Below are 18,809 nucleotides of genomic sequence, written 5' to 3' on the forward strand. Positions count from 1 at the left end.
TATACACGAAACACCATGGACGAGCGCACGGTAACCGCGCATAGCGCACAAATTCTCGACCCCGAAGAGCCCGGCGATCGTCTGGTACTGGACCGACTTCGAACCGATCCCACCGTCGAGGTCGTCGACCGGCTCGACGCGCAGCTGGCCAATCTGCGCGGCCTCCACCCGCCACCGGATTCGACCCTCCTCGGCGAGGGAACCCGGTGGGCGTACTACCCGTGGCGGCGCGCCGTCGTTGCGGTGTTGGGGCCGCGGGGGTTTCGGGCGTTACGACTTGATCGCAACAGGAACAACATCACCATTGCGGAACAGGCCAGGCTCAGCTCGCTGACCATTGGCGTCGCCGGCCTGAGCGTCGGGCATGTCATCGCGCACACCCTGGCGGTCCAGGGATTGTGTGGCCGGCTTCGCCTGGCGGATTTCGATCATTTGGAACTATCGAATCTGAATCGGGTGCCGGCCACTGTGTTCGACCTCGGGTTGAACAAAGCTCAGGTGGCGGCGCGCAGGATCGCCGAGCTCGATCCCTACCTGGCGGTGGATGTGCTCGACACCGGAATCACCGCAGACACCATCGATGCGTTCTTGGATGGACTGGACATCGCCGTCGAAGAATGCGATTCGCTCGACATGAAGGTCGCCTTGCGGCTGGCGGCCCGTGACAGGCGTATCCCCGTGTTGATGGCGACCAGCGACCGGGGGCGGGTCGATGTTGAACGCTTCGATCAACATCCCGAACGCCCGATCATGCACGGATTGCTGGACGGGCTCGACGTCGAGCTGGTGGCAGGCATGAGTACCCGGGACAAGCTCCCTCACATGCTGCGTTACGACGAAGCCGAGCACATCTCGCCGCGCACCGCCGCATCGCTCATCGAGATCGACCGGTCGCTGTCGACGTGGCCGCAGCTGGCATCCGATGTCATTGTGGGCGCCTCGGCCCTGGCCGAGGCCGTCCGCAGAATCGGACTGGGCGAACAGCTTCGATCCGGCCGGTGCCGCATCGACACAGGCTGGGCGCTCGACCAGCTGCGCGAGGTCGACGCGGCCCAGCATCGCCCTGCGCGTGACAACGACCAGGGAGACGACCCGGCGGCCCCCGCGGTCGACGACACGATTGTCGCCGCCGCCATGCGCGCCCCCTCGGGCGGAAACAGTCAGCCGTGGCGCATCGACGCGCAACCGACCGAGCTCACCATAAGTATTGCCACAGAACATACTTCGACGATGGACGTGGGCTTCCGCGGCAGCGCCGTCGCGGTGGGCGCGGCGCTGTACAACGTCAGAATCGCCGCCGCCGCCCGCGGGGTGCTCGGCCCGGTGACCGTATCCGAAGACGGCGCCGGGTCTCCGCTGCGGGCCACCATGCACTTTGGAACCGGCAGCGACCCGGCCCTGGCCGATCTCTATGAACCGATGATCGTGCGGGAGACCAACCGGCATCGCGGCACACCTCAACCGCTCGACGATCAGACGACCAAGTTACTCACCGTCACGGCCGAGCGGGAGGGCGCACGCCTGCACCTGCTCACCGGGCGAGACGAGCTTTCGCGGGCCGCAACGATTTTCGGCGCGGCCGACCGCATCCGGTACTTGACGCCGCATCTGCACGCGGAGATGGTCTCGGAACTGCGCTGGCCCGGAGACCCCGACCCCGACACCGGTATCGACGTGCGCTCGCTCGAACTCGACGCCAGCGACTTGGCGCTGATGGATATCGTGCGCCGGGCCGACGTCATGGCTTATCTTGCGGAATGGGACGCCGGCAGCGCGCTGGGCGACGGGATGCGCGACGAAGTCCTCGCCGGCTCCGCCCTGGCCGTGCTCACCGTGACCGGGGGGCGCCTCCGTGACTACGCCCGCGGCGGGTCGGCGGTCGAGGCGGTATGGATCGTTGCCCAGCGCGAAGGCCTCGCCGTCAGGCCGCTGTCGCCGGTCTTTCTGCATGCGCGGAATGCTGCTGATCTCAATGAGTTATCGGCCGCTTTCGGCGACGAATTAGCCCGATTACAAGACGGATTTGCGCGCCTGATCGCGACCGATCCCGAGGAATCGATCGTGCTGGTCTTGCGCTTGGCCTCCGCGCCGCCACCGTCGGTGTCCAGTCGCCGCAGCCCGAGCCGGGTCCGTTCGGGGCGCCCGTGATGCGCCCGTCGTGCGACGAGCGCGCCGGGGCCATCGGACCTCAGAACGGTTTCGCCGTGAATCCCCATCGCAACAAAGCCGACTCGCGGCGGGCTTGACGACTCAGCCGAGGGTCCCGCGCGCCGGTCAGCGCGCTCGGTCCGCCGCGCGCCCCGTACATCCAGTACGCCTGCAGGTAGGGCACCGGTGTCGAATGACCGCGGTGCATTGCTTGCAGACCCGCTGCGGCAAGCTCATTCGACAGTTCCGCGATGGTGAACGCCGCCGCCTCGCTCGCAATGGCGTCTTGGCGCAGGACGGCCGGCGAGTCGGGGTCGGCGATCGCCAGCATGCTGGGGGCGGCCGCCGGGTCCCGGAGTCGCTGAAAATCGGAAATCCACACTGCGGCCCCACTGCGGCGTTGGATCGCTTCGATCTGTCGAAGGGCGCCGCGCAAGGTGTCGAAATCGGGTAGCTGATGCAAGGTCCACATGCACGAGACGGCGTCCCACGGGGCCGTTGAAACCCGCTCCGGCAACGCGGTGATGTCCTCCCGACGCAGTTCGACACGTTCTCCGATCCCTTCGGCGTCGAACAGCGCCCGCGCCGTGGACAGCATGTTGGGGGCGAGATCGACGGCTGTGGCCCGAACGTCGGGTCGTCGGCGCAGGACGGCGCTCAACGCACGACCGGAGCCGACGCCGAGATCCAGCAGGCGGCCGCCTGGAGGCAGCAGCGCATCAAGCGCGCGAGCGCACAAGTCGTACACCGCGCACATGCCGGGGTTGGATGCGCCACCGGTGTGGAACTGTGCGACGGACTCCGGATCGTCCACCACCATCGGCTCAGGAATGCGCTCCCGCCCCGGCGGATGCGACCGCTCACGCAAAACGATCCCAGGCATTCGCCACAGCGGCCGAATTCTCTTCACCCTCAACCTTTCATGGGGTCCGCATGATCGATTTCTCGTCAGGCTCTGGCGGCAGTCAGCTACCCGGCCGAAGTGTCGCAAATGATTATTAACCTGTCCGCGCAGTCTGCACCGGCGTCCCGTTGAATTTCGCTGCGTCGAAACGGACGTCCTGGAATACTTGTCCGGTCAGCGGGGGCCGGCAAGCTTTCGGCCTGCGCGGTCGTTCGACCGGCGTAGGCAACAGCATTTCCGCAGGAGGTAGGCGTGGTTCAGGCCCTTGCAAGTGACGGCATCGAATGCCTGCCCCTGCCGCCGGTGAATCCGATGCCTTACCGTCAGCGCCTCGCGGCGGTACGGGAATTCAGCACGGGAACCGAACGGCTGCGTGACGCCGGCGGGCGGGTGACGTCGTTCAAGTTAGGGCCGCGATGGCTGATGCCCCCGATGGTGTTGGCGACGTCTCCGGAGGCCATCCGCGACATCCTCAGCACCAAAGACGATTCCGTGGACAAGACCACCCCGGTCTTCGACCAAGTGCGCCGCGTCATCGGCGCCAGCCTCACCGATCTTCCCTTCGAGCAATGGAAGCCACGCCGGCGCACCCTACAGCCGGTGTTCACCAAGCAGCGGGTGAGCGAGTTCGGCGGCCACATGGAGCAGGCGGCGCAATCGGTGAGCGAAAGCTGGCACGAGGACGCCCTGATCGATTTGGACGCCGAATGCCGCACGATCACGTTGCGCGCGCTGGGCCGATCGGTGCTCGGGCTCGACCTGGAACAACGGGCCGACGAGGTCGTCGAGCCACTGCGAATCGCGTTGGCCTACGCGGTCAGGCGCGCGACGCGCCCACTCCGTGCGCCGCGCTGGTTGCCCACACCCGCGCGTCATCGCGCGCGAGCGGCGAGCGCCAAACTTCACGCGCTGACACGGGAGATCCTGCGGGACTGTCGCGCCGATCCGACACGAGTCGCGCCCCTGGTCCATGCCCTGCTCGCCGCCGAGGATCCAGAAACCGGAAAACGGTTGTCCGATGACGAGATTTGCGACGAGCTCGTCATGTTCCTCTTCGCCGGCCACGACACCACGACGACCGCGTTGACGTATGCGCTGTGGTCTCTGGGACACCACACCGATTGCCAGAACCGCGTGGCCGCGGAAGTCGCGGCCCTGCCGGATCGGCCGCTGACGTCCGACGACATTCCACAGCTCGGCTACACGGTGCAGGTCATACGGGAATCGTTGCGCCTGTGCCCCCCGGCGCCTACGGGGACACGCATGGCATCCCGCGACGTCCAAGTCGGCGGCTACCGGGTGCCCAAGGGCACGATGCTCATCGTGGGGCGAATGGCCGTACAACGCGACCCGCAGCTTTGGGACGACCCGCTTCGATTCGACCCGGAACGATTCAGCCCGGAGAACTTCAAGGCTCTCGATCGGTGGCAATACGTGCCCTTCGGCGGCGGCCCCCGCTCGTGCATCGGCGACCATTTCGCCATGCTCGAAGTCACACTCGCCTTGGCGACACTCATCCGGGGAGTCGAAATTCGCTCACTCGACGACGAATTTCCGCTCGCGTTGCACTTCACCATGATCGCCGGCGGTCCGATCCGCGCGCGCGTCCGACCGCGCCGCTAACCCAGCCCGCCGCGCCTTCCCCGTCGCTACCGAGTCCACGCGACCCCGATCACACTCGGGCGTCAACGTGAGCGAATCATTGCTAGACGCACTAGGCAATGCCAAACGCGGCGCACCGGTTACCGCTACCGTTAGGGCAATGTCGGGCACACTGGACCACCTGGTCACCGCTGCCGCCGCCGAGTTGATGGCGGCCACCGCGGCGGACTCCGCCTCAATCAGCGAACGCGTGCTCGGCAACCTGGTTCGCGACCTGGGGGTGGACTTCAGCTTCCTGCGCCACAACGATCACACCATCCGCGCGACCATCCTCATCGCCGAATTCCCGCCGCGTAACGCCGACCCCGACCCGATCGGGTTGGTGTATTTCGCCGACGCCGACTCCATCTTCGCGCGCACCGAACACCTCAAGGTGCCCGAGGTGGTCCGCCCCGAGCCGGAGAACGCCGACTATCAGAACCGCATCGAAGCGGGCACCGGAGTTCCCGCCGTCTCGCTGGCCGCCGTTCCGCTGCTGTCCGGCGACGTCACCACCGGCACACTCGCCTTCGGCAAACTCGGAGACCGCGAATGGCTACCCGAAGAACTCAATGCGCTACAGGCGATCGCCGCGCTTTTTGCGCAGCTGCAAGCCCGCGTCGTCGCCGAACAGCAAATTCACTACCTCGCCGAGCACGATGAACTCACCGGGCTGCTGAACCGAAGGGCGCTCATCGCACACCTCGACGACCGGCTGGCGAAGGGACAGCCCGGCCCGGTGTCGGTCGTGTTCCTCGCCATCGACCGCTTCAAGGTCATCAACAGTCGCCTCGGCCAAGACGCCGGCGACCGATTCATCGAGTCCTTCGCCGCGCTACTACGTGAGGCCACCCGCGTTCCCTCCGTCATCGCCCGCTTCGGCGGCGACGAGTTCGGCGTCGTGCCGTCCGCGGCCATGGACGTCGAGGCCGCCGAAGCGTTCGCACACTCATTGCACGGTCGGGTTCACCAACAGATCCCCATCGACGGCGAAATGCTCAGTCGCACCGTAAGTATCGGCGTCGCGGCAGGCCTACCCGGGGACGAGACCACGTCAGACCTGCTACGGCGGGTCGACCAGGCCACCCGGTCGGCCAAGGCCTCCGGCGGCAACAACGTCGCAACCTTCCGCCCGGAGATGTCTACAACGGACATGATCCGCAACGACATCGAGCTGCATCTGGAAGGGATGATCGAGGGCGGTGGCGGTGCGCTGGTCCTCCACTACCTTCCGGAATTCGACATGCGTACCGGCGAGATTCTCGGCACCGAGGCGCTAATCCGTTGGCAACACCCAACTCTGGGCCTGTTGATGCCTGATTCGTTCATCCAGGTCGTGGAATCGATCAACCTCGGCGCCAAGCTCGGCCGCCTCGTCATGCGCTCCGCGTGTGCGCAATTCGGACTATGGCGCTCGCACGGTGTCGGCAAGGGCACGGTGCTGCGAATCAACGTATCTCCCGTGCAGCTCGTCACGGCCGGTATCGTTGACACGGTCGCCGCCACCCTCGACGAGTTCGGTCTTGATCCCAGCACCGTATGTCTGGAGATCACCGAAAGCGTTGTGGTCCAAGACATCGACGCGACACGTCAGACGTTGTTCGGGTTGAAGGATGTTGGCGTACAGATCGCGATCGATGACTTCGGCACCGGCTACAGCGTGTTGACATATCTGAAATCTCTTCCCGTCGATTCACTCAAGATCGACAAGGGTTTCGTCCAGAATCTCGACACCAACGCCGGAGATCTGGCGATCGTGCGCTCGACGATGGCCCTGGCCGACGCCTTCGGGCTCGATGTCGTGGCCGAAGGGGTGGAAACCGTGGCCGCGGCCGAAAGGCTGCTCAGCCTGGGCTGCCATCGCGCGCAAGGCTTTTTGCTGTCCCGCCCCATCGACAGCGCGGCGATGGAATCACTCCTGGCCAAACGCGTCATCCCGATGAACTTCTCCAGCACGCGGTTTCCTGGAACGGGAAACGCGGTTTAGATCCGCCAGAAAGTGCAGCACGGGAGACGGTCGGGCACTCAGGCGCGACGTTGGAACAGGTAGTAATACGCCGGGGTCTTCCTGTCGTCGAGTTCCTGCTCGTCGCCGCTGAATAACAGCGTCCAGCCGGGAGTGAAACGTCGTTCGATCTCGGGGTGATCGATCCCCGGCACGCCGAACCGGCCGCCGGGAGGGAACGCGGCGATGAACAGCCGCGCGTCGGGCGCCGCCACGGCGCTGACTTCCCGGACGTACGCCTCACGGTCGCCGCCACTCATGTTGTGGATGCAACCGTTGTCGACGATCAACTGGAAGCCAGTCCCGATCCCGGACTGACTCAGCTGCGTCACATCGGCACGAACAAAATTGATGGAGACATCGGCTTTGCCCGCTTTCGCCCGCGCCTTTTCAAGCGGTTTCGCGACGTAATCGACCCCGGTGACCTGCCAGCCCTGCTGGGCGAGATAGATGGCGCAGTCCCCGGTGCCGCATCCCACGTCGAGAGCCCGCCCCTTGGGCAGCGCCGGCGTGTCACCAGTTCCCTCGACCAGATCCCGCAGCCCCTGCCCGATCGGGTGTCCTTCCCACGGCGTGAAGCCGACGCGGTAGAAGAACCGAAATCGCGTGTGTCGAGATGCCATAGCCGCAATGATGGCATCCGCGGCAACCGGCCCGACACCACCTTCCCGGTTTACCACTTTCGCGGCCAACCGGGACCGTGCCATCAACACGTGATTTCTTCCAATGCCGAAAAGCGGCTGAGGATTTCGGCGTTCTCGGCGCACATCAGCTTGAATTGCGCCGGCTCGGCATGAGCGGAAAGGGTGCGACGGTCCCACCACATCACTTTGGTTCGATAGTTTTCATTCGGATAGGCGGCCGCCGGAACGCGTGCGGCCACGACGCCCCCGGAGGATTGCCACTGCTCCAGCACATGGGCCGCCGCGGTAGCCATCACAAATTGAGCACCCAGCAGCGTCATCGTCGGCAGGGCCGTGCGGGCCAATACTCGGGAAAGCGACTGATTGCCATATTCGCGGGAATTGGCCCAGGCGCTTTTCACCTCCACGACGCCGAACGGAAGCCGGTTGGCGATCATATGACGCAGCAGGGAAAGGCCGGGATTGCCTTTCCACTCCACCAGAGCGTGGGAGTCCTCGGGCGAGCGCAACGGCCCCACGACGCGCGTGCCCCCGACCACGCGCCCCTCCGGGTCAAGGGCCGCGAAGAACAGCGCCGTGTCCGCGCCGTCCGAAATCGCGTCCACGTCGAGCACCCAATCCAAGCCGTGCCTGCGATAGCTGTGCGCTGCGCCTTCCAGGTATTGATTCCACAGATCGGGCTCCCCCCTCGGCGTGGACGCGACGACCCAACATCCCGTCGCGTGATCGCGCCAGCCGGACCGAACGTCCGACCGCGGGGCATCAAACACTCTTGCTTCGAGCTGAGCCGCTTCCATGGGTTTGCCTCCACCTATTAACCGTGCGAACTGAACTATTTCGTGAACGCGTCTTGAATCGTTTCTCAATTCGACTCGCGACAAATAACCAAGGAGATTGTGACATAACAAGCTAATGGCGGCTGTGCAGCGCGGGCGGAAAATATCAACGCGGGCTTGTTAGGCGCCGCACGGGATTTGGCGAAAACGTCAGCTACTGTTCAGTAACACGCGACCGCGGCCGAATTATGGTTAACGCCGGTCGGGGCTAGAGCACGGGAAATGCGAACCGCAGCGACTCCAAGAACTGACAACGGATGTTGCCGATTTCGACCGCGGCGCGCAGTACCGTGGCGGCATGCCCGACGAACCCAGCACTGAAGGTGCCGCCGACGCCGGATACGACGACGCCGGTACGCCGACGTTCGAGTCCGTGCGCGACAAGATCGAGGCCCGGTACGCGACGGCACAGGGCTCGGCCGAACTCGACGCGGAGTCACCCGAGGGACGATCGGTCGAGGCCGAGTACGACGAGCGCCGTCGCGCGGCGGCCGAGCGGCTGGCCCAGATCCGCGAGTCGATGCGGCGCGACGACCAGCCGTGAGCGACGCCGGGCGTGTGTCCCCTCAGTGCTCGCCAGATGCCCTGCCCGACAACGTCATTCGGGCCTTGTCGCGAAAGCGGGCTCAGGCGGTGGCTTTACGGCGGCGGGCCGGCCGGCGCGTCGGAGCGCTGGCCGGCGGCGCGCTGCGCCCGATGACCTCGGCGAGGAACTTCCCGGTGTAACTCTCCGGCACCGCCGCGACGTCCTCCGGAGTGCCTTCCGCGACAACGGTTCCGCCCTCGGCGCCGCCTTCCGGCCCCATGTCGACGATCCAGTCCGAGGTCTTGATGACGTCCAGGTTGTGTTCGATGACGATGACCGTATTGCCTTTGTCGACAAGGCCGTTGATGACCTTGAGCAACTTGCGGATGTCGTCGAAATGCAGACCCGTGGTCGGCTCGTCGAGGATGTACACGGTGCGCCCGGTGGATCGCTTTTGCAGTTCGGCGGCCAGTTTCACGCGCTGCGCCTCGCCGCCGGACAGCGTCGGCGCCGGCTGGCCGAGCCGCACATAACCGAGACCGACGTCGACCAGGGTGCGCAGATAGCGGTGGATGCCGGTGATCGGCTCGAAGAACTCCGCCGCCTCCTCGATGGACATGTCCAGCACCTCGGAGATGGTCTTGCCCTTGTAGTGCACCTCGAGGGTTTCCCGGTTGTAGCGGGCCCCCTGACACACCTCGCACGGCACATACACGTCGGGCAGGAAGTTCATCTCGATCTTGATGGTGCCGTCACCGGTGCACGCTTCGCAGCGGCCGCCCTTGACGTTGAACGAGAACCGGCCCGGTTGGTAGCCACGGACTTTGGCCTCGGTGGTCGCCGCGAACAGGGTGCGGATCTTGTCGAACACGCCGGTGTAGGTGGCCGGGTTCGACCGCGGCGTGCGGCCGATCGGCGACTGATCCACCCGCACCAGCTTGTCCAGGTGGTCCAGCCCGGTGACCCGGGTGTGGCGGCCGGGGACCAGCCTTGCGCCGTTGAGCCGGTTGGCCAGCACCGCCGCGAGGATGTCGTTGACCAGAGTCGACTTGCCGGAACCGGACACGCCGGTCACCGACGTGAGCACGCCGAGCGGGAACGAGACGTCGATGCCGCGCAGGTTGTGCTCGCGGGCGCCGACGACGGTGAGCTGACGGCGCCGGTCGACGGGACGCCGGATCGCCGGCATCTCGATGCTTTCCTTGCCCGACAGGTAGGCGCCCGTGATCGACTCCTTGTTGGCCAGCAGCTCGCTGTAGGTGCCGCTGTGCACGATCTGGCCGCCGTGCTCACCGGCCCGCGGGCCGATGTCGACGATCCAGTCGGCGTGCGCGATGGTGTCCTCGTCATGCTCGACGACGATCAGCGTGTTGCCCAAACCCCTTAGCCGAGTGAGGGTTTCGATGAGACGACGATTGTCGCGCTGATGCAGCCCGATGGATGGCTCGTCGAGCACGTACAGCACGCCCACCAGCCCGGACCCGATCTGGGTGGCCAGCCGAATGCGTTGCGCCTCACCACCGGACAGCGTGGCGGCCGCGCGGGACAGCGACAGGTATTCGAGACCGACGTCGAGCAAAAATCCCAGCCGCGACTGGATTTCCTTGAGCACCTGCCCGGCGATCGCCTGCTCGCGCGGCCCCAGGGTGAGGGTGTTGAGGAAGTCTGCGCAATCGGAGATCGACAGCTCACAGACGTCGGCGATGGACTTCTTGCCGCGATTGCCCGCGCTCAGCGACACCGCCAGGATCTCCGGCTTGAGCCGGGTCCCCTCGCAGACCGGGCAGGGCACGTCACGCATGAAGCCCTCGTAGCGCTCCTTCATCTGCTCGGATTCGGTCTGCGCCATCTTGCGCTGCAAAAACGCCAGCACGCCCTCGAAATCGGCGTAATAGGAGCGGGTCCGGCCGTACCGGTTGCGGTAGCGCACGTGCACCTGGTGGTCGGAGCCCTCGAGGATCGCCTTGCGGGCCTTGGCGGGCAGTTTGCGCCACGGGGTGTCGACGTCGAAGCCCAGCTCGTCCCCCAGCCCGGCCATCATCCGGGTGAAGTACTCCGCGGTGTGGCCCGTCGACCACGGCGCCACCGCGCCCTCGGCCAGGGTGCGCTCGGGGTCGGGCACCACCAGGTCGGGGTCGACCTCCTTGCGGATGCCCAGGCCGCTGCATTCCGGGCAGGCGCCGTACGGCGAGTTGAACGAGAACGACCGCGGCTCCAGGTCGTCGACGGCCAGCGCGTGCCCGTTCGGGCAGGCCAGCTTCTCGGAGAACCGCTGCTCGCGGTTGTGGGCGTCGTGCTCGTGATCGACGAACTCCAGCACCACGATGCCGTCGGCCAGGTTCAGCGCGGTCTCCACCGAGTCGGTGAGCCGCTGCTTGGCGCTGGCCTTCACGGTGAGCCGGTCCACCACGACCTCGATGTCGTGCTTCTCCTGCTTCTTCAGCTTCGGCGGATCGGTCAGCGGATGCACGACGCCGTCGACCCGGACCCGGCTGTAGCCCTGGGCGTTGAGCTTTTCGAAGAGGTCGGCGAACTCGCCCTTGCGGGTGCGCACCACCGGCGCGAGCACCTGAAACCGGGTGCCCTCCGGCATCGCCAGCACCTGGTCGACGATTTGCTGGGGCGTCTGGCGGGCGATGCGCTCGCCACACACCGGGCAGTGCGGGGTGCCGGCGCGGGCGTACAGCAGCCGCAGGTAGTCGTAGACCTCGGTGATGGTGCCGACCGTCGATCGCGGGTTGCGGTTGGTGGACTTCTGGTCGATCGACACCGCCGGGGACAGGCCCTCGATGAAGTCGACGTCCGGCTTGTCCATCTGCCCGAGGAACTGGCGGGCGTAGGCCGACAGGGACTCCACGTAACGCCGCTGCCCCTCGGCGAAGATCGTGTCGAAGGCCAGCGACGATTTGCCCGAACCCGACAGCCCGGTGAAGACGATCAGCGCGTCGCGGGGCAGGTCGAGGTCGACGCCGCGCAGGTTGTGCTCGCGGGCGCCCTTGATGATCAGACGGTCAGCCAACGCCGCCCCTCTCAGGAACTATCTGCTACTTTTCCGCAGCCACAATGCCGATCCCGGATCGGAGTTGCGCACGGCGCATTCCATGCTATGTGCCCATACCGACAAGCAGTCTGTGACCAGTAACGTGGCCGCTATGACTGCCCAGGACGGCCCCACTGACAAGCTTGTCGACACCTACACGGGACACGTCGACCCTGGTACCGCGGCCCGCCGGACCCTACCCGGCGCCACGATCATAAAGGCGTCGGTGGGCCCCATGGACAACAACGCGTATCTGGTGACGTGTTCCGCCACGGGCGAAACCCTGCTCATCGATGCCGCCAACGACGCCGACGACCTGATCGGCCTGATCCGGCAGCACGCACCGAAGGTGTCGCTGATCGTGACCAGCCATCAGCACTTCGATCACTGGCAGGCGCTCGACGCCGTGGCGAAGGCGACCGGCGCGCCGACCGCCGCGAACGAGATCGACGCCGAGGCGCTGCCGGTCAAACCCGACCGTTTGCTGGCGGGCGGCGACACCGTGCGGATCGGCGAGCTGAACTTCGACGTCATCCACCTGCGGGGGCACACCCCCGGATCGATCGCGCTGGCCCTGGACGGACCCGCGACCGGTGGGGTCACGCAGCTGTTCACCGGCGACTGCCTGTTCCCGGGCGGCGTCGGCAAGACGTGGCAGCCCGGCGATTTCGACCAGCTGCTCGACGACGTCACCACCCGGGTGTTCGACGTGTATGACGACGCGACGGTCATCTACCCCGGCCACGGCGACGACACGGTGTTGGGCGCCGAACGCCCCCATCTGAGCGAATGGCGCGCGCGGGGCTGGTAGCCCCAGCCGGCCGGGCGGTTACGTCGTGGTGTGCACGATCAACACGTCGGTCTTGGCCCGCCGCGAGACGTTGGCCGGCACCGATCCCAGCAGCCGGCCGGCGATGGTGCTCAGACCGACGTTGCCGACCACGAGCAGATCTGCCTGCTCTTCCTCGGCGAGGTGCACGAGCGCATCGACCGGCGCCCCCACGATTGGGCGTTCGTCGATGTTCTGCGCACCCGCCGCCTGGGCGCGGTCCTTGGCGTCGCGCAGGATCGCGTAAATCGGCGCGGTGCCCGAAACCTTGTAGCTTTCGTCCCGGAGGGCGTCGGCGGCCCGGGCGTCCTCGTGTTGCGGCAAGTACGCCGAGGCGACGATCAGCTTGGCGTCCGGTCCGGCGATCTGCGCCGCCTTCTCTACCGCACGCATCGACGAGTCCGAGCCATCGGTTCCTACCACCACAGTCCGATAGGCGCCCATTTACCCTCCCAGTTTCGGTTGGTCAGCCAACCCAAGACAGTATCGCGTTTGCTCGGCGCAGAGGAGAAAGATTTGCGACACAGTGTGGCGTGGCGCCCCCGCAATTTGCGGCGCCTGGCTGGGCCAACGGACAATATCGGAAATGGCAAAACAATCGAATGCGCGATTCGGCGACGGAAAGCATTGCATGACGCCGCTTTTCGTGAATACGGGCGCGAACTGCAAATGCGGCGGGTGCTGTTGGTGACCGGTTCGACCGACCGCGCCCTACAGTAACAAGCATCATGTCCATGCCCACCCTCGAGCCGATTTTCGAGCCGCGCGCCGGGGATGTTGTCGATAAAACCGTCGCAGCGGGCCCCCGCGGCAGGTTGCTCGATCCGTGGGCGATCGCCCTGTTCGCCACGGCCGTCAGCGCCGCCTGGGCCTGCCGGCCTTCGCTGTGGTTCGACGAGGGGGCCACGATTTCGGCCGCGGCGAGCCGGACGCTGCCCGAGCTGTGGCGGCTGCTGGGCCACATCGACGCCGTCCACGGTGCGTACTACCTGGTGATGCACGGTTGGTTCGCCCTGTTTCCGCCCACCGAGTTCTTCTCGCGCCTGCCCAGCGCCCTTGCCGTGGGCGCCGCGGCCGCCGGGGTCACGGTGTTCACCAAGAAGTTCGCGACGCGCCCGACGGCGGTGTGCGCGGGCGTCGTCTTCGCCATCCTGCCCCGCACGACGTGGGCCGGCATGGAGGCGCGTTCCTATGGCTTCGTCGCGGCCGCGTCCGTATGGCTGACGGTGTTGTTCGTGGCCGCCGTCCGGCGCAATCGGCCCCGCTGGTGGATTTGCTACGCGCTGGCATTGGCGCTGTCGATCCTGCTCAACGTCAACCTGGTGCTGCTGGTGCCGGTGTACGGCGCGATCCTGCCGCTGTTGCTTCCCGGAGGGTCCCGCAGGTCCCCGGTCGTGTGGTGGGCCACCAGCTCTGCCGTCGCGGTCGGGGCGATGATCCCGTTCGCGCTGTTCGCCCATGGCCAGGTGTGGCAGGTCGGCTGGATCTACCCGGTGAGCTGGCATTACGCGTTCGACATCATCCTGCGGCAGTATTTCGACCACAGCGTCGCCTTCGCGGTGCTGAGCGCGGTCGTGATCGTCGCGGCGGCGCTGGCCCGGTTGGCCGGCGCGCCGGCCCCGGCCGGTGACCTGCGCCGGTTGTTGACCTTCTGTGTGGTGTGGATGGTCATTCCGACCGCGCTGGTCGTCATCTATTCCGCCGTCAGCGAGCCGATCTACTACCCGCGCTACCTGATCTTCACCGCGCCCGCGATGGCCATCGTCCTGGCCGTCTGCATCGTCACGCTGGCCCGCCGGCCCTGGCCGATGGTCGGCGCGGTGCTGCTGTTCGTCATCGCCGCGGTGCCCAATTACCTGTTCGTCCAGCGTTGGCCGTACGCCAAGGAGGGCTGGGACTACAGCCAGGTCGCCGACCTGATCGCCGCACACGCCGCCCCCGGCGACTGCCTGATGGTGGACAACACCGTGCCGTGGCGGCCCGGCCCGATCCGGGCGCTGCTGGCCACCCGGCCGGCGGCCTTCCGGTCGCTGATCGACGTCGAGCGCGGCGTGTACGGCCCGAAGGTCGGCTCGCTGTGGGACGGCCATGTGGCCGTCTGGCTGACCACGGCCAAAATCGACAAATGCCCCACCATCTGGACCATTACCAATAAAGACGCCTCGCTGCCGGATCACCAAGCGGGACAATCGCTCCCGCCCGGAAGCGCATTCGGGCGCGCCCCGGCATACCGATTCCCGGGCTACCTGGGCTTCCACATCGTCGAGCGTTGGCAATTCCATTACTCGCAGGTGGTGAAATCCACCCGGTAATCCCCGACGGGTCAGCCCACGCTGGCGACCGGCCGCGCCTGGCGCGTGGCCCGGGTCGCGGCGTACGACACCGCCACACCCGCGGCGCTCACCGCGGTGAAGACCGTGAACAACAAATGGGCCGCGACCGCCTCGCCACCGGTGGCGGTGTTGACGACCACTCCGGCCAGTCCGGCGCCGATCGCCGCGGAGGTCAGCTGGACGGTGTTGATCGCCGCGGAGGCGGCGCCGCCCTCGGCCGGATCGTTGACGCAGGCCATCGCGCGGGCCGAGAGGTGCGGCCAGGCCATCCCGATGCCGATGCCGGCGACCAGCAGGGCCACCGCCCACAGGGCGGCGGTCCAGTTTGACCCGTCGCCGTGCCGGGCGACCGCGCCCAGCGCCAGGCCGGACGCGGCCACCAGCGGCGCCACCATGACCACCCGCCCGATCGTGCGCGGATTTTCCAGCGAGGCGCTGACGATTTCGCTGACGGTCCAGCCGAGGGCGAGGGCCGCGCCCAGGAAGCCGGCCGCGATCGGCGTGAGGTGGGCCAACCGCTGCCCGAACAGCGGCACATAGGTGTTCACCATCGCCGCGCCCATCAGGACACCCATGGTGAGGTAGATCCACTTCAACGGGCCGGGAGAGAACACGCTGGGCGGCAGGATGGCCGCGTGCATGCGCCAGTCGACGATCACGAACAGGCCGACCAGCATGATGCCGGCCGCAAGCAGGCCGTAGGTCGCGACGGTGTTGCGGGGAATCTGCGCGCCGCTCACGGCCAGCGCGGCCACACCGATGATCAGCAGCGACCACACCGGCACCTTCATCCGCGGGATGCCGTTCGTCGGGTCGACGCTGGCCAGCGCGACCGGCACCAGCAGGGCCATCAAGACGGTGAGGACGGCCATCGTGACGAACGCCCACCGCCAGATCCCGAGCTGCGCGAACAGGCCGCCCGTCGTGGGCCCGACCACCGTCGCGACGCCCCACATCGCTGACACCAGCGCCGAGCCCCGCGTCCACAGCCAGCGGGGCAGCGCGGAGTTGATCACCGCGTAGCCCAGGCCGGCCAGCAAGCCCCCGGCCACCCCCTGCATCGCGCGGCCAGCAATCAGAACATGCATGGTCGGCGCGGCCGCGCAAACCATGCTGGCGATGCCGAACACGGCGAGTCCGAACAGATACGACGACCGCGCCCCGACGCGCAGCAGCATCGGATTGACCATCGTCGCCGCGACCACCGACCCGACCAGGTACAGCGTCGTCACCCACGCGTAGAGCCGGCTTCCGCCGATCTCGGCGATCGTGTTGGGCAACAAGCTGGTGGTCAGGAACTCGTTGGTGGCGTACAGCGCTACCCCACCGGCTAGCAGGATTGACGTCCTCAGATACCGGGCGCCCAGCAGCTCTCGCCAGCCGCCGGTGATAGTCGCCGCGTCGGTCACCCCTCTACCGTATGGGGTGCCGCGGGGTTACCCGGCGCAGATCGGTTGCCAGCAAACTCATTTCAGGCCGGCGGCGTCCATCCCGCGCAGTTCCTTCTTCAGGTCGGCGATCTCGTCCCGGAACCGCGCGGCCAGCTCGAATTGCAAGTCCCGGGCGGCGGCCATCATCTGCGCGGTCAGGTCCTTGATCAGGTCGGCCAGTTCGGCGCGGGGCATGCTGGTCGTGTCGCGGCCCTCGAACACCCCGGCGCTGACCGCGCGGCCCGGCTCGCCCTGTGCGCGCCGACCGCGGGACGCATTGCGCCCTGACCCGCCGATCTCCACCACGCTGGCTTCTGTATCAGACGCCTCGCGATAGACCTGGTCGAGGATGTCGGCGATCTTCTTGCGCAGCGGTTGCGGGTCGATCCCGTTGGCCTCGTTGTAGGCGATCTGCTTCGCCCGGCGCCGTTCGGTCTCGTCGATGGCTTCCTTCATCGAGTCGGTGATCGTGTCGGCGTACATGTGCACTTCGCCGGAGACGTTGCGGGCGGCGCGGCCGATGGTTTGGATCAGGCTGCGCGATGACCGCAGGAAGCCCTCTTTGTCGGCATCCAGGATGGCGACGAGCGACACCTCCGGCAGGTCCAGGCCCTCGCGCAGCAGGTTGATGCCGACCAGCACGTCGTACTCGCCGAGCCGCAGCTGGCGCAGCAATTCCACCCGGCGCAGCGTGTCGACCTCCGAGTGCAGATAGCGCACCCGGATGCCCATCTCGAGCAGGTAGTCGGTGAGGTCCTCGGCCATCTTCTTGGTGAGCGTGGTGACCAGCACCCGCTGGTCGGCGTCGGTGCGCTTGCGGATCTCGCCGATCAGGTCGTCGATCTGCCCCTTGGTCGGTTTGACCACCACCTTCGGGTCCACCAGGCCGGTGGGCCGGATGACCTGCTCGACGAACTCGCCGCCGGACTGACTGAGCTCATAGGGGCCCGGGGTGGCCGACAGATACACCGTCTGCCCGACCCGGTCGGCGAACTCCTCCCACGTCAGCGGGCGGTTATCGCACGCCGACGGCAACCGGAACCCGTATTCGACCAGGTTGCGCTTGCGCGACATGTCGCCCTCGTACATGCCGCCGATCTGCGGCACGGTGACGTGCGACTCGTCGATGACCATCAAAAAGTCTTCCGGAAAGTAGTCGAGCAGGGTCGCCGGCGGCGAGCCCGGCCCCCGGGCGTCGATGTGGCGGGAGTAGTTCTCGATGCCCGAACAGAATCCGACCTGGCGCATCATCTCGATGTCGTAGTTGGTGCGCATCCTCAGGCGCTGCGCCTCGAGCAGCTTGCCCTGGCCCTCGAGTTCGGCCAGCCGGGCGGCCAGTTCCTCTTCGATCGTCGAGATGGCGTGGGCCATCCGCTCGGGGCCGGCCACGTAGTGGGTGGCCGGGAAGATGCGCAGCGAGTCGACCTGGCGGATCACGTCGCCCGTCAGCGGGTGCAGGTAATACAGCGCCTCGATCTCGTCGCCGAAGAACTCGATGCGCACCGCCAGTTCTTCGTAGGACGGGATGATCTCCACGGTGTCGCCGCGCACCCGGAACGAGCCGCGGGTGAAGGACAGGTCGTTGCGGGTGTACTGGACGTCGACCAGTAGCCGCAGCAACCCGTCCCGGGGCACCTCGTTGCCGACCCGCAGTTCCACCGAGCGATCCAGGTACGACTGCGGGGTGCCCAGGCCGTAGATGCACGACACCGACGCCACCACGACCACATCGCGCCGCGACAGCAGCGACGACGTCGCGGAGTGCCGCAAGCGCTCGACGTCGTCGTTGATCGAGCTGTCCTTTTCGATGTAGGTGTCGGTCTGCGCGATGTAGGCCTCGGGCTGGTAGTAGTCGTAGTACGACACGAAGTACTCAACGGCGTTGTGCGGCAACATCTCCCGCAGCTCGTTGGCCAGCTGGGCGGCCAGCGTCTTGTTGGGTGCCATCACCAGGGTGGGCCGCTGCAGGCGCTCGATGAGCCAAGCGGTGGTGGCCGACTTCCCGGTGCCGGTGGCGCCGAGCAGCACCACATCGCGCTCCCCCGCCCTGATCCTGCGCTCCAGCTCGTCGATGGCCGCCGGCTGGTCCCCGGCGGGGTCGTGCGGGCTGACGACCTCGAAGCGGCCGCCGGCGCGCACCAGCCCCGCCACGGCCTCTTCGGCCGGGCGATATTCCGAATGAGCGACTACCGGATGTTCCGTGGCGAATGCCATGCCACCAGGGTAGAGGCGATCACCGACAAGTGCCTTGGAGCTGGTCTTTGCAGGTCGTCGTCCTGACGGTTGAGGGATTCGCTCATGGAGGATCTTGGTAAAGACGAGGCTGCGTCTTTGGTCGAGCTTGGTTTTGGCTGGCGCTAGACGGGGGCGCTCCGGTCGACGGCGTATACCGATACGCCTCAGAGATGCTCGACGTCCGGTCAGGGAGGTTCTCGCGCGGATAGCCGAACCACCAAATAGTGTCTGGCTCTCC

At 66.7% G+C, this 18,809-nt stretch carries 13 protein-coding genes; 6 read left to right on the plus strand and 7 right to left on the minus strand.

Annotated elements, in window-relative coordinates:
• The first annotated feature begins 15 nt into the window (after positions 1-15).
• Positions 16-2,148, plus strand: a complete 2,133-nt coding sequence (locus tag OCQ_RS14785; protein ID WP_014380337.1) for an Rv1355c family protein — start codon at positions 16-18, stop codon at positions 2,146-2,148.
• A gap of 40 nt (positions 2,149-2,188) precedes the next feature.
• Here OCQ_RS14785 and OCQ_RS14790 read toward each other — a convergent pair whose 3' ends face one another.
• Positions 2,189-3,031, minus strand: coding sequence for a class I SAM-dependent methyltransferase (locus OCQ_RS14790; protein WP_225324252.1), 843 nt, complete (start codon positions 3,029-3,031; stop codon positions 2,189-2,191).
• A gap of 273 nt (positions 3,032-3,304) precedes the next feature.
• Between OCQ_RS14790 and OCQ_RS14795 the strand changes: the two genes are divergently transcribed.
• Positions 3,305-4,675, plus strand: coding sequence for a cytochrome P450 (locus tag OCQ_RS14795; RefSeq protein ID WP_009954195.1), 1,371 nt, complete (start codon positions 3,305-3,307; stop codon positions 4,673-4,675).
• Positions 4,676-4,814: 139 nt separating this feature from the next.
• Positions 4,815-6,680 carry a putative bifunctional diguanylate cyclase/phosphodiesterase gene (locus OCQ_RS14800; protein ID WP_009954196.1) on the plus strand — a complete coding sequence of 622 codons (1,866 nt, stop codon included), beginning with the start codon at positions 4,815-4,817 and terminating at the stop codon, positions 6,678-6,680.
• Positions 6,681-6,718: 38 nt separating this feature from the next.
• Here OCQ_RS14800 and OCQ_RS14805 read toward each other — a convergent pair whose 3' ends face one another.
• Together OCQ_RS14805 and OCQ_RS14810 are read right to left on the minus strand one after the other, a co-directional pair.
• Positions 6,719-7,321: a class I SAM-dependent methyltransferase gene (locus tag OCQ_RS14805; RefSeq protein WP_009954197.1), complete on the minus strand. Its 603-nt coding sequence runs from the start codon at positions 7,319-7,321 to the stop codon at positions 6,719-6,721.
• Between the two features lie 83 nt (positions 7,322-7,404).
• The gene (locus tag OCQ_RS14810; protein ID WP_014385101.1) at positions 7,405-8,139 is read right to left on the minus strand and encodes a hypothetical protein; all 735 of its coding nucleotides are present in this window, start codon (positions 8,137-8,139) and stop codon (positions 7,405-7,407) included.
• Positions 8,140-8,476: 337 nt separating this feature from the next.
• On the opposite strand from OCQ_RS14810, the gene OCQ_RS14815 reads away from it, so the two are divergent.
• On the plus strand, positions 8,477-8,722 hold the full coding sequence (locus OCQ_RS14815; RefSeq protein ID WP_014385102.1) for a hypothetical protein: 246 nt from the start codon (positions 8,477-8,479) through the stop codon (positions 8,720-8,722).
• A gap of 82 nt (positions 8,723-8,804) precedes the next feature.
• Here OCQ_RS14815 and uvrA read toward each other — a convergent pair whose 3' ends face one another.
• Positions 8,805-11,723, minus strand: coding sequence for an excinuclease ABC subunit UvrA (uvrA, locus tag OCQ_RS14820; RefSeq protein WP_014385103.1), 2,919 nt, complete (start codon positions 11,721-11,723; stop codon positions 8,805-8,807).
• A gap of 133 nt (positions 11,724-11,856) precedes the next feature.
• Here uvrA and OCQ_RS14825 point away from each other — a divergent pair, with 133 nt between their 5' ends.
• Positions 11,857-12,555: an MBL fold metallo-hydrolase gene (locus OCQ_RS14825; protein ID WP_041785038.1), complete on the plus strand. Its 699-nt coding sequence runs from the start codon at positions 11,857-11,859 to the stop codon at positions 12,553-12,555.
• Positions 12,556-12,573: 18 nt separating this feature from the next.
• Here the strand turns inward: OCQ_RS14825 and OCQ_RS14830 are convergent, their stop codons facing one another.
• Positions 12,574-13,017: a universal stress protein gene (locus tag OCQ_RS14830; protein WP_009954226.1), complete on the minus strand. Its 444-nt coding sequence runs from the start codon at positions 13,015-13,017 to the stop codon at positions 12,574-12,576.
• 284 nt (positions 13,018-13,301) lie between these two features.
• Between OCQ_RS14830 and OCQ_RS14840 the strand changes: the two genes are divergently transcribed.
• The gene (locus tag OCQ_RS14840; protein WP_009954229.1) at positions 13,302-14,885 is read left to right on the plus strand and encodes a mannosyltransferase; all 1,584 of its coding nucleotides are present in this window, start codon (positions 13,302-13,304) and stop codon (positions 14,883-14,885) included.
• 11 nt (positions 14,886-14,896) lie between these two features.
• Here the strand turns inward: OCQ_RS14840 and OCQ_RS14845 are convergent, their stop codons facing one another.
• Both OCQ_RS14845 and uvrB read right to left on the minus strand, forming a co-directional pair.
• A complete protein-coding gene (locus OCQ_RS14845) occupies positions 14,897-16,315 on the minus strand; it encodes an MFS transporter (RefSeq protein ID WP_009954230.1) in 1,419 nt (472 codons plus the stop codon).
• 57 nt (positions 16,316-16,372) lie between these two features.
• A complete protein-coding gene (uvrB, locus tag OCQ_RS14850; protein ID WP_009954231.1) occupies positions 16,373-18,550 on the minus strand; it encodes an excinuclease ABC subunit UvrB in 2,178 nt (725 codons plus the stop codon).
• Positions 18,551-18,809: the final 259 nt, after the last annotated feature.

The sequence above is a fragment of the Mycobacterium paraintracellulare genome, assembly GCF_000276825.1.
In the GTDB taxonomy this organism is placed as follows: domain Bacteria; phylum Actinomycetota; class Actinomycetes; order Mycobacteriales; family Mycobacteriaceae; genus Mycobacterium; species Mycobacterium intracellulare.